General features: G+C 70.3%; 9 protein-coding genes and 1 pseudogene. 5 read left to right on the forward strand and 5 right to left on the reverse strand.

All coding sequences use genetic code 11. From position 1 onward, the window contains the following. Positions 1-100: 100 nt before the first annotated feature. The 3 genes from nth (at position 101) to ACFPZN_RS05485 (ending at position 3,137) form a co-directional block, all read left to right on the forward strand. Positions 101-853, forward strand: coding sequence for an endonuclease III (gene nth, locus ACFPZN_RS05475; RefSeq protein WP_378280677.1), 753 nt, complete (start codon positions 101-103; stop codon positions 851-853). A 242-nt stretch (positions 854-1,095) separates the two neighbouring features. After that, complete coding sequence (locus ACFPZN_RS05480) at positions 1,096-1,677, forward strand: NUDIX hydrolase (protein WP_378280678.1); 582 nt, start codon at positions 1,096-1,098, stop codon at positions 1,675-1,677. 263 nt (positions 1,678-1,940) lie between these two features. Beyond that, entirely contained in the window at positions 1,941-3,137 is a 1,197-nt protein-coding gene (locus ACFPZN_RS05485) for a MarP family serine protease (protein ID WP_378280679.1), read from the forward strand. Between the two features lie 76 nt (positions 3,138-3,213). On the opposite strand, the gene ACFPZN_RS05490 is transcribed toward ACFPZN_RS05485, so the two are convergent. The 5 genes and pseudogenes from ACFPZN_RS05490 to acs form a co-directional block, all read right to left on the reverse strand. Further along, the gene (locus ACFPZN_RS05490) at positions 3,214-3,588 is read right to left on the reverse strand and encodes a DUF309 domain-containing protein (protein WP_378280680.1); all 375 of its coding nucleotides are present in this window, start codon (positions 3,586-3,588) and stop codon (positions 3,214-3,216) included. Positions 3,589-3,742: 154 nt separating this feature from the next. Beyond that, positions 3,743-4,666, reverse strand: a complete 924-nt coding sequence (locus ACFPZN_RS05495) for an alpha/beta fold hydrolase (protein WP_378280681.1) — start codon at positions 4,664-4,666, stop codon at positions 3,743-3,745. Between the two features lie 5 nt (positions 4,667-4,671). Then, on the reverse strand, positions 4,672-5,103 hold the full coding sequence (locus ACFPZN_RS05500; RefSeq protein WP_378280682.1) for a phage holin family protein: 432 nt from the start codon (positions 5,101-5,103) through the stop codon (positions 4,672-4,674). 460 nt (positions 5,104-5,563) lie between these two features. After that, positions 5,564-6,007: pseudogene (locus ACFPZN_RS05505) on the reverse strand (Na+/H+ antiporter NhaA); the annotation flags it as partial. Positions 6,008-6,278: 271 nt separating this feature from the next. After that, a complete protein-coding gene (acs, locus tag ACFPZN_RS05510; RefSeq protein ID WP_378280683.1) occupies positions 6,279-8,246 on the reverse strand; it encodes an acetate--CoA ligase in 1,968 nt (655 codons plus the stop codon). A 244-nt stretch (positions 8,247-8,490) separates the two neighbouring features. Between acs and ACFPZN_RS05515 the strand changes: the two genes are divergently transcribed. Both ACFPZN_RS05515 and ssd read left to right on the forward strand, forming a co-directional pair. Continuing rightward, positions 8,491-9,294, forward strand: a complete 804-nt coding sequence (locus ACFPZN_RS05515) for a Fic family protein (RefSeq protein ID WP_378280689.1) — start codon at positions 8,491-8,493, stop codon at positions 9,292-9,294. A gap of 1,444 nt (positions 9,295-10,738) precedes the next feature. Next, positions 10,739-11,821 carry a septum site-determining protein Ssd gene (gene ssd / locus ACFPZN_RS05520; RefSeq protein ID WP_378280684.1) on the forward strand — a complete coding sequence of 361 codons (1,083 nt, stop codon included), beginning with the start codon at positions 10,739-10,741 and terminating at the stop codon, positions 11,819-11,821. Positions 11,822-12,314: the final 493 nt, after the last annotated feature.

Genomic DNA, 12,314 nt, shown 5'->3' on the forward strand with positions numbered 1-12,314 from the left:
TAAACACCTACATACATAGTGTGACGTACGTCCCACCGCGTACGAAGGTAGGGTCCGCGGCGCGCCGAACGCGGGGGCCAGAGGACGTACCCTTGCCCACGTGCCTCGCAACGGTAGTCCCGCCCCCGTGACGGCGCCCCGCAAGCCCCGGCTTCGGGTGGAGACGCGCCTCGCCCTGGTCCGCCGTGCCCGGCGGATCAACCGCGAGCTCGCCGCGCTCTACCCCGACGCACACTGCGAGCTGGACTTCACCAGTCCGCTTGAGCTGCTGGTCGCCACGATCCTGTCCGCCCAGTGTACGGACCGCCGGGTGAACGCGGTCACACCGGCTCTCTTCACCCGGTACCGGACCGCCGAGGACTACGCCGCCGCGGACCGCGAGGAACTCGAACGACTGATCCAGTCGACCGGATTCTTCCGGGCCAAGGCCAACAATATTATGAAACTAGGGCATGACCTGTGCGAACGCCATGAGGGTGAGGTTCCGGGAACCCTTGAGGCGCTCGTGAAGCTGCCCGGCGTGGGCCGCAAGACCGCCAACGTGGTGCTCGGCAACGCCTTCGACGTCCCGGGGATCACCGTCGACACCCACTTCGGCCGGTTGGCCCGGCGTTTCGGCTGGACGACCGAGACCGATCCGGTCAAGGTCGAGCACGAGATAGGTGCCCTGATCCCCCGCAAGGACTGGACGATCCTGTCGCATCGGCTGATCTGGCACGGCCGCCGGATCTGCCACGCGCGCCGTCCCGCCTGCGGCGCCTGCCCGCTGGCCAGGCTGTGCCCGTCGTTCGGCGAGGGCCCCACCGACGCGGCCACGGCGGGCAAGCTCGTCAAGGAGGGCCCGTTCTCGTGACCCTGCGATGCGGGTGACCGGCACCGGACGCACCGGACGCACCAGGAAGGGGCGGCCAGGGCCGGGCGGGGCTTGCGTGAGGCCCGCTTCGGAGGGCGAAGGGGCTGGAAGGGGAGCTGTGTGAATTTCGTGGGAAGTAACCGTGTCGTCCTGGGGTTGGGTCAAGAGTGACCGACCTCCCTCAGTGCCCGCCTTGGCTCGACCGATTCCGTGCGCAAGCCCCCCACATGACGGTGCCGCCAATGCTGGAGCCGGTGAACGGCGCGCGCGCGGCGGCGGTGCTCATCCTGTTCGGGGAGGGGCCGGAGGGGCCTGACGTCCTCCTGACGGAGCGTGCCGCCACGCTCGCGGCGCACGCGGGCCAGCCCGCGTTCCCCGGGGGCCGTATCGACCCCGAGGACGACGGACCGGTCGGGGCGGCCCTGCGCGAGGCCTGGGAGGAGGCCGGGGTGGAGCCGTCGGGCGTGGACGTCCTGACGTCCCTCCCCGAGCTCTACCTGTCCCGCAGCAGGCACCGCGTGACGCCGGTGGCGGCCTGGTGGCGCGAGCCGTCCGACATCGCGCCCGGTCATCCCGGCGAGGTCGCGACCGTGGCCCGGGTGCCGATCGCCGAACTCGTCGACCCGGCGAACCGCCTGACCGTGCGGCACCCGTCCGGACTCACCCTGGGCCCGGCCTTCCGCGTACGGGAGATGCTCGTGTGGGGATTCACGGCCGGGCTTCTCATCCAGGTGCTCGACGCGGGCGGCTGGAACCGTCCCTGGAACGTCGACCACGTCGAGGACCTCCCGTCCGAAGTCCTCAACCTGGCCGCCCGCGAGTAACCCGCACCGCCCTGCGCTGCGAGCGGCGGTTGGGCGGGGGCGTGGGCCAGGCGTGTCGCGGCTTCCGGTTCGGGCGGGACGCGTGCGCCGTCCCCGCGGCGGGCGCATGTCCATGATCGGCCGGTAACCGTGCGATGACCGGCGAACTCGCCGACTTGGCGCACGGTGACGGCTTCGCATCACACCGCACGACTACGTGAGTCCGCCCAATCTGGTACACCGAGGCGACGTGCACACGGGGCCGGGCGCTATACGGTGAAGCGGTGCTGGGCGACCACCTTCTTGACCTGATACTGCTCGTGCTCCTCGTGCTGTTCGGGGTCTCGGGGTACCGGCAGGGCTTCATCGTGAGCCTGCTGAGCTTCGGAGGCTTCGTCGGCGGCGGCGTGGTGGGCGTCCTCATCGCCCCGCCGATCGCCGAGGCGGCCGTGGACGGCGCCGCGCAGCAGGCGCTGCTGGCGATCGTCGTCGCGTTCCTGTCCGCCACCCTCGGTCAGCTGATCGCCTCCTCGGTGGGGGCCGTCCTGCGCAACCGGGTCACCGGCGACAACGCCCGCGCCGCCGACGCCGCCGGCGGCGCGGTGGTCAGCGCCCTGTCCCTGCTGATCGTCGCCTGGTTCTTCGGCACCCTGGTCGCCAACTCCGAGTTCCGGCCGGTGCGCACCCAGGTCAAGGCCTCCACGATCATCAACGGCATCAACGACCTGATGCCCGGGCAGGCCGAGACGTGGTTCGCCTCGTTTCAGGGATTCGTGAAGAGCAGCGACTTCCCGCAGGTCTTCAACGGCCTCGGCGGCGAGTCGGTGGTGGAGGTGCCGCCGCCGAACGACGCGATCCTCGACACCCGGGCGCTGCGCGAGGCCAAGCGCAGCATCGTCAAGGTGGTCAGCACCGCGCCGCAGTGCCAGCGCAAGATCGAGGGCACCGGGTTCGTGTACGCGCCGGAGCGCGTGATGACCAACGCGCACGTGGTGGCGGGCGCCCGCGGCCAGTCGGTCATCGCGTCGCTGAGCGGGGCGCGCGACCGCGGCCGGGTCGTCCTGTACGACCCCAAGCGCGACATCGCCGTCCTGCACGTGCCGGGCCTGCAGGCGCCGCCGCTGAGATTCGCCGGGCCCGCCCGGGTGCGGGACGACGCCATCATCGCGGGCTTCCCCAAGAACCACCCGTTCACCGCGAGCGCCGCCCGGGTCCGCGCGCGGCAGACCGCCAAGGGCCCCGACATCTACCACGCCGGCCAGGTCAGCCGGGAGATCTATGCCATCCGCGGCACGGTCGAGCCGGGCAACTCCGGCGGCCCGCTCCTCGCCCGCGACGGCAGCGTCTACGGCGTCATCTTCGCCGCGGCCCTGGACGCCCCGGCGACGGGCTACGCGCTGACCGCCGAGGAGGTCGCCCCGGACGCCCGCGCCGGTGCCGCCGCCACCACGCCTGTGTCGACCCAGACCTGCTCCGACTGAACTCGCCCCTCCCCGGGGGCAACTCTCGGCCAGTGGGCGGGCCTGTCGTCCTCCTGGCCGCCCCGGCGGTGTTCGGTCAGCCGTGCGCGAGGCGGAGCCGGAGGTGGACGGGGATGTCTGAGCCCTGTGCGGCCTGCTCGGCGGTGCGCCGGGCTTCGGCGGCGATGCCCGGGACGTCGATGCCGTGGGGAACGTCGGCGGTTCCGTAGGTCTCGATACGGTCTGCCGCTCGTTCCAGGAGGGCCCTGGCTCCGCGCGGATTGCCCCTGCGTACGTGCGTGATTCCCACCGCGACCTGGGCCAGCCCACGCCACAGCTCCCGTTCGGCCTCCGGTGCGGACTTCCAGGCCGCTTCCAGGACCTCGTGCGCATGGAAGGGTCTGTCGGCGTCCAGGAGGCGCTGAGCCTCCTCCAGGGCCTCCACGGGGGTCACGGCCAGGTCGTCGGGCATCGTCGGTGTTCCGGTGGCGCCCCGGGGGAGAGGGCGGCCGTACGCGTCGCGCGGCCGAGCGTTACGCGGCCGTCCCGCTTCGTCCCGATCCCGCATGAACCCATTGTCACCCCTCCGCGTGAGCTCTCGGAGTGGGCGGCTCCAGGCCGGCCTCTCAGCCTGCGGTCTCCGGGTCCTTCATCCAGCCGAGCAGTTGGGCGTCGAAAGCGCGCGGGCGTTCCTGGTGGGGGAAGTGGCCGGCGCCGTCGATGAGCTTCCAGCGGTACGGTGCGGCCACGTACCGGCCCGACCCCTGGGCGCTGGCGGGGAGCGTGCACGGGTCCAGGGAACCGTGCAGCTGCAGGGTCGGCACCTGGATCGGGGTACGCATGCGGTGCGCGTACCGGATGCCGTCAGGGCGCGGCTGGGAACGCACGAACCACCGGTGGTACTCCATCGCGCAGTGAACCGTGCCGGGGATCTGCATGGCCCGCCGTACGAGACTCTCGGTGCGCTCATCAGGCCATCCGGGCCCGGACCACGCGTGGAGAAGCCGCCCCACGAGCGCGGCGTCGTCCCGTATGAGACGGCGCTCGGGCCACATGGGCAGCTGGTAGCCGAACGTGTGCCGTGCGGCCCAGCCCTGACCGCGCGGATCGCTCCGTATGGCCTGCCGCAACCGGAGGGGATGGGGCGCGCTCACCACGGAGAGACGCTGGACGACCTTGGGGTGGTAGACCGCCATGGTCCAGGCCAGAAGCCCGCCCCAGTCGTGCCCGACGACGGTGGCGTTCGCCTCGCCCAGGGCCCGGACGAGCCCCGCGGCGTCCCCTGCCAGGGTCACCAGGTCGTATCCACGGGGAGGCTTGTCGCTCCCCCCGTACCCCCGCAGGTCCACGGCGACGGCCCGATAGCCGGCGGCGGACAACGAGACCAGTTGGTTGTGCCACGACCACCAGAACTCCGGGAAGCCGTGCAGCAGCAGCACGAGGGGGCCCTCACCCGCCTCCGCGACGTGAAAGCGCGTCCCCCCGGCGCTGATCGCCCGGTGGGTCCAGGGGCCGTCGACTTCGACGATCGACGCGTCGTGCCGGGGCATCGTCCTCAGTCCGTCAGTGCGGGGGTGTCCGCATCGCCGCGCTTGCGCAGCATGGTCAGGTCGTCCTTCAGCGTCTTGCGGGTCCGGCTGGCTCCGTCGATCTTCTTGATCCGGAAGTAGCCGATCAGCAGCAGCAGCGCCGCCAGCAGCAAGTACGCCCCGGCGACGATCAGGAACGCCGCCCAGTGCCAGATGCCCAGCGCGACCAGCCCGTAGGCGGCGGCGATCGACAGCAGGATCACGATCAGCCCGGCGATCAGCCCGGCGATGCTGAACATGACCCCGCCCCACGCGGCCTTCTTGGCGTCGGCCTTGAGCTCCAGCTTGGCCAGGTCGATCTCCGCTCTGACCAGGTCGGAGACGTTGCTCGACGCCAGCGCGACCAGCTCGCCGAGGGACTTGTCCTCGATGCGCTCGTCCGGCAGTGCCTCGGACATTTCGCTCTCTCCTTCCAGGGCCCCGGCCTTCAGGACGGGCCTCACAGCCTGTCAGCCGGGCGATCGGTCGGGCCACCCGGTAGTGCCATCGGTGATCCGGATGTGTCAAGACGCACAACCCTTCACACCAGCCCGTCGAGCCTCCAGGACACCATGAACACGCCCCGTCCCAAGAACGAGCCACAGGCGCCCAGAGTCCCCAGCGCGCAACCCGCGAGCCCTCAGGCCGCACCCCCAAACCTCAGGAAGCGACCCTCCAGCCTCAGGGCCGCGACCCTGCAGCTCAGGGCCGCGACCCTCCAGCTCAGGCCGCGACCTCGAACCTCAGGCCGCGACCCCGAGCCTCAGGAAGCGACCCCCGAGCCTCAGGCCGCGACCCTCGAACCTCAGGCCGCACCCTTCCACCCTCGAGACGCACTCCCCGAGCCTCAGGACGTCCCCCAGGCCCAGGACGCCTCCCTCAAGCCTCAGGGCATGCTCCCGAGCCCCTCTGGGACGTGGGTTCCGCCGGTGCACCCGCCTCCGGAAGACGACGGTGGCGGTCACAAACGCGAGCGGACGGGCTGCCGCTCTCGATCGGGACCGCTGTTGTCACTCTCTCGAATTGTGCGGGGTCGGTATAGGTCAAACCGCCGATCAGCAGCGAAATGGTGAAACCCGTCCGGCAAGCATCCCGACCCCGGTGATTCCCGCCGATGCGGTTCCGCCCCAGCGTGACCGGCCCGGCCCTGCGGGAAGCCAACGCCCCGCCGAAGACGCCCACGAACTTACCGATCATCAACCCGGCGAACACAAACAGGGTCACCAGGTGGACGAACACCCTCTTGGCCCCGCGCTCTCCAACGCCACAGCAAGCGGGCCTGAACGCTTGAACCGGGCGCACAGAACACCGGCGAAAAGGCTCTGCCGTATGGCGGGGCGCTCCTGTTCGGCATTCGGCAGACTCCGCCCCACCCTCGCCCTAGGAGAGCCAGCGCGCTCCAAGGTGAACCCGGCATGTTCCACAGGCCAGGGCCCAAAGCCGAGTACCCCGGGTCGCGCACTACGCGACCCGGGGTACTCCTCCTCACCTACGCCCCACGCAACACACGACTGGAGCCGCGTAGAACTACCGAGGCACGGCGCGGCGAAGCGGTGCGCCCGCTAGGCGGGCCGCCGGGCGGGCCACCGGAGCGTCAGTCCTCGGACTTGGCGCTGGGCAGCTTCTCGGAGATCAGGTCCATCACCGTGCTGTCGGCCAGCGTGGTGACGTCCCCGATGCTGCGGTTCTCGGCGACGTCCCGCAGCAGCCGGCGCATGATCTTCCCGGACCGCGTCTTCGGCAGCTCCGGAACGATCATGATCTGCCGGGGCTTGGCGATCGGGCCCAGCTTCTTGGCGACATGGTCGCGGAGCTCCTTGAGGAACTCCTCGCCCTCCACGTCCTCGCCGGCGCTGCCCCGCGGGATCACGAAGGACACGATGGCCTGCCCGGTCACCGGGTCCGTCGCGCCCACCACCGCTGCCTCGGCCACCTTCGGATGCGACACCAGCGCCGACTCCACCTCCGTGGTGGAGATGTTGTGGCCCGACACCAGCATGACGTCGTCCACCCGGCCCAGCAGCCAGAAGTCCCCGTCGTCGTCCTTCTTGGCCCCGTCGCCGGCGAAGTACATGCCCTCGAACCGCGACCAGTAGGTCTTGACGAACCGCTCGTCGTCGCCCCAGATGGTGCGCAGCATCGACGGCCACGGCTCCTTGACCACCAGGAACCCGCCGCCGCCGTTCGGCACCGACTGCCCCTGGTCGTCCACCACGTCCGCGACCACGCCGGGCAGCGGGGTCATCGCCGCGCCCGGCTTGCCGGAGGTCACCCCGGGCAGCGGGCTGATCATGATGGCGCCGGTCTCGGTCTGCCACCACGTGTCGACCACCGGGGTGCGTCCCGCGCCGATGTGGTCGCGGTACCAGATGTAGGCCTCGGGGTTGATCGGCTCGCCGACGCTGCCCAGCACCCGCAGCGACGACAGGTCGAACCCGGCCGGGATCTCGTCGCCCCACTTCATGCACGTCCGGATCGCGGTGGGCGCGGTGTAGAAGATCGTCACCTTGTACTTCTGGATGACCTCCCACCAGCGGCCCCGGTGCGGGGTGTCGGGGGTGCCCTCGTAGATGACGCTGGTCGCGCCGTTGGCCAGCGGCCCGTACACGATGTACGAGTGGCCCGTCACCCAGCCGATGTCGGCCGAGCACCAGTAGACGTCGGTCTCCGGCTTGAGGTCGAACACCGCGTGGTGGGTGTAGGCCACCTGCGTCAGGTAGCCCCCCGTCGTGTGCAGGATGCCCTTGGGCTTACCCGTCGTACCGGACGTGTACAGGATGTAGAGCGGGTGCTCCGCGTCGTGCGCCTCGGCGGTGTGCTCCTCGCTCTGCCGCTCGACGAGGTCGCTCCACCACACGTCCCGGGAGTTCTCCGCGACCTCCTCGCCGGTACGCCGCACCACCAGGACATGCTCGATGGACGGGGTGTCCTCGACGGCCTCGTCCACGATCGACTTCAGCGCCGACGGCTTGCCGCGCCGGTAGCCTCCGTCCGCCGTGACGACCACCTTGGCCTCGGCGTCGTTGATGCGGGTCCGGAGCGCGTCCGCGGAGAAACCGCCGAACACCACCGAGTGGGTGGCGCCGATGCGCGCGCACGCGAGCATCGAGATCGGCAGCTCCGGAATCATCGGGAGGTAGATGGCGACGCGGTCGCCCTTCCGCACGCCCAGTTCCAGCAGGGCGTTGGCCGCCTTGTTCACCTCCCGCTGCAGGTCCGCGTAGGTGAGGGTACGGCTGTCGCCGGGCTCGCCCTCCCAGTGGAAGGCCACCTTGGCGCCCTTGCCGGCCTCCACGTGCCTGTCCACGCAGTTGTACGCGACGTTCAGCTCGCCGCCCACATACCACTTGGCGAACGGGGGGTTGCTCCAGTCGAGGACCTCGTCCCAGGGCTTGGCCCACGACAGCCGCTCCGCCTGCCGGGCCCAGAAGGCGAGCCGGTCGGAGGCGGCCTCGTCGTACACGTCGGCCTGGACGTTCGCGGACGCGGCGAGGTCGGCCGGAGGTGGGAAGCGCCTCGTCTCCTGCAACAGGTTGGAAAGTGTCTCTTGGCTCTGACTCAACGCGTACTCCTTGCTTGCGAGAGGAAGGCGCCCGGTGAGCCCCACTTCACCAGGGACGGTGCCGACCCACAAGTCCTTCCCGGCTGCACGGCCGGACGCCCGGCGCTTCTAGCCCCGGATCGGACGTAGACGAAGGGCCGTCGCGTCCAAGTCGCACCCGGAATCAGCCACCCCTACCCGGGGAAGGCATCCATACACGTGTGCGGGGGTGGGAACAGAGCGCTGTGCCCCACCACGTAGGGTCATCCCCGTGACCGAAGCCGACGCCCTCGCCCACGTGGCGAATCTGCCTGGAGTGGCCGACGCCGTGGACGACGCCCGTACCGCGGTGGACAGGCTGCTAGGACATCGCATCCTGCGACGCCGCAGCGCAGAGGTCTCCACCGAATCCGCGCTGCGCGGTGCCCGGGCCTCCGCCGTCCTGGAAGGGGCCACGGTCACTCTGGACGAGCTGCGAGGAGAGGAAAGCCCCAAGGACCCCATCGTCCAGGGGGCACTGAGGGTCTCCGCCGAACTCGGAACCCTCTCCGATACCTGGCGCCAGGCCCCTCGCCAAGTCCTGGCCCGCCTCCACGTACTGGCGGCCGCGGACGTCGTCGAGAGTTCCGAACTGGGCCGTCCACGCTCCGAAGACCAACCGGCCAGGGACATCCTCGGCCTGGAGGCCCCTCCGGCCCCTGCGGAAGTGGCAGGACGCCTGGACATGCTCAGCGGTCTGCTGACCAACCCCACCAAGGCCCCCGCCCTTGTGGTGGCCGCCGTCGTGCACGGCGAACTCCTGAGCCTCCGTCCCTTCGGCTGGGGGGACGGCATCATCGCGCGCGCCGCGGAGCGTCTCACCCTCGTCTCCAGGGGGCTGGACCCCAAGTCCTTGACCGCCCCTGAGATCGGTCACGCGGAGCTGTCCGAGGGCTATGCCAAGGCCCTGCACGGCTACATCACGGGTACCCCCGAGGGCGTGGCCGGCTGGATCCGCCACTGCGCGGACTCGGTCGCCGCGGCCGCCCGCGACTCCCAGGCCATCTGCGAAGCCTTCCAACGCGGCTAGCCCGAACCGCCCCTGACGCGGCCGCGATTGATCCATATCGGTCAAGGCGGTCGAATGGGAATTCAGAGAGCCCAGGGAGGCGACGCCGCGTCCATCGGGGGCGGCGGCCCAAGGGCGCGCACCCAAATCCCAAGGCGCCCGCACGGGCCTGATCGCCTGCTCAGGCACGGAGCAACCGGCGCCTTGACTCGCCACGACAGGCGCCAGGTCTGCGTGCGCTCGCCGTCATCACGGGCTTGCCAGATGGTAAGTATCGAACGCGCTGCCTTCACGACATCAAGGTGATACGCGAATGTGATGAAGGGGTCGTCCGCATAGCGAACGGCGCCCCTCGCTCTGGGGCGCCGTCGCCGGTCACGTCACACCGGGTTACCAAGCGTGCACCTCATATCCGTCGCATCGGGTCAAGCCCGTCACGACGCGCCTCCCGCGGCTGGTCGCGCGTGGGTGCCCGGCTGCCGTGCCCGGACACTTGGTCCGTAGTTCCTGTGTACGCCCCCTTTGCCCTGTTGACAAGCCCCTATTCGGAAAATGTGCGCGCCCGAAAGGGGGGACCTCATGAACCACCGCGCCCCCGTGTGCACCTCAGCCGCACTGGCCGCCGTACCTTTCGGGAGGTATCGGTGCTTCTCCGGCACATCGGCGATTCGATCACGCAGTGTGATCGATTCTTTATGTCGGTGATCTCGTGCCGTGCCGGAAGGATCTTTAGATCTGCTGTACGCTCCCACTCTCGTCCAGGGCTTTCCTCGCCGGATCCCCCGGCGTGGGCGGCGAACGACCGGCGGCGTCGCCCCACTCCCAGAGTGGGATCATCTCGACCAGGTGCGAAAAAACGTGACCTGTCGGACGACTTTGCGGCTCGACGGAAGTCTCGACGATCGGGCAGCATATGTTGTATCTGCCTAGACTGTAGGCAACGACTTTGCCTCGCCTATAGATCAAACTGGCGATCGGCTTAGCGTGATCTCTCCTGAGACTTTCTTGGGAAAACGGGCCGGCTCTACCCCCCCGGAGCCGGACCGTTAGGCGACCCCCGCTATCCCCCCCGGCGGGGGTCGCCCTGTCGTGAGTGGTCGGGGGGCGGCCCGCCTACCAGCGGATCCGCCCCCCGGCCGCACGTCCCAAGTCGGTGGCCCACCCTCTCCGAGGGCCGCCCGGCCGCCTCGAAGGCGCCTTCCGCGGGACCGACCCCGCGGAAGGCGCGCGAGCCGTCACGAACGCTGACCGCCACGACGCGCCGGGCCGATGGCGCCGGGGACTGCCGCGCGCCGGCGCAGCCGGGCCCGGGGCGTACGCACAGCCGGATACCTCAACCCTCGCAAAAGCCGCATTTTCGCAGGTCGGCACCCCTCCCACGAAGTTATCCACAGTTCGCGGAAGGTCTTTCGCCGCCCCTCGCCGCCGGCGCATGGTGGATACCTCCGACACCCAGGGAGGCAGGATGACCATCGCTGCGATGATCGCGACCGATGACCCCTCGCTCACCGACGACCTGCTGCGGCTCGCCGCCGCCGCGGACGCCCGGATAGAACTCGTCCACGACGCCGACCGGGCCCGCCAGGGCTGGCACTGGCCCTCGCTCATCCTCGTCGGCAACGATCTCGCCGACGCGATAGCGGCGGAAGCACCCGAACGCCGGCAGGGCGTCGTCGTGGTCACCAACGACCCGGACACCGAGCAGGTCTACCGAAGAGCCGTCAAGGTCGGCGCCCAGGACGTCGCCTGCCTGCCCGGCGACGAGTCATGGATCATCGACGCCATGGCCGCCGCCTCGGAACCCGAGGGCCAGGGGGCACTGGTCTGCGTCCTCGGAGCCACGGGCGGTATCGGCGCCAGCGTCCTCTCCGCCGCGCTCGGGCTCACCGCCGCGAACCGCGGCCTGCGCACGCTCCTCGTCGACGCCGACCCGTACGGCGGCGGCATCGACCTGGTCGTGGGAATCGAAGAGCAGCCGGGAGCCCGCTGGCCCGACTTCGCCGCCCGCTCCGGCCGCCTGAGCGCGCTCACCCTCTACGAAGCGCTTCCCCGTCTGGGCGACCTCTCGGTGCTCTCCTGCCGGCGCGGCACCCTGACCACCGTCAACAGCGAAGCGGCCCCATCCCTGATCGACGCCGCCGTACGCGCCTTCGACCTGGTGATCGTCGACGTCCCCCGCTACCAGGGCGAGATCGGCCGGGCGGCCCTGCGCGCCGCCGACACCACCCTCGTCCTCGTCCCGGCCGAGGTCCGCGCGACCTTGGCGGCCGACACCCAGGTCGCCGCCCTGCGCGACGACTCCACCAACATGAAGGTGATCGTCCGCGCTCCCGGCCCCGGTGACGTCACCCCCGAGGTGGTGGCCGACGCCCTCGCCCTGCCGCTCGCCGGCCTCTTGGAATGCGACCGCAAGCTCACTCGCACCCTCGAGACAGGTGATCTGGAACGAGCCCTACGACGCGGCCCCCTCGCCGACCTGTGCGCCCACCTCCTGCCCACTCTCCACCCGCAACTGCAGGAGCCACACGAAGAACCCCAAGCCGCCTAACCCGCCAGCCACCCCAAAGTCCCCACTCCTGCGGTCAACCCATGCCGCCGCGACACGACCCGTGCCACCTGGTATCCCGCAATGACCAACGCTCCCTGCCTCCCTAGCCTCGACACCCCACGAGCACCTGATCAACACTCGTGCACTTCACCGCTGGCACAACTCATGAACCACACCGTTGATCCGCCTCGTCACCTGCGCACCTAACAGTCGCTTATCCCACCGTCCAGGCTCCCTACAGTCCGCATGCACATGACCGCCGTGCACCTCACCATGTGCCGTACCCCACCCACGCGCCGCCTGCCCGAACGCCCGACCTCACCACCTACACCGCCTGTCCGAGTGAACCCCCGCACATAGGACGGTCCCTGTGCTCCCACCGTCCGCGTGCTCCCACCGTCCGCGTGCTCCCACCGTCCGCGTGCTCCCACCGTCCGCGTGCTCCCACCGTCCGCGTGCTCCCACCGTCCGCGTGCTCCCACCGTCCGCGTGC

Source organism: Actinomadura rugatobispora (assembly GCF_042656285.1).
Lineage (GTDB): Bacteria > Actinomycetota > Actinomycetes > Streptosporangiales > Streptosporangiaceae > Spirillospora > Spirillospora rugatobispora.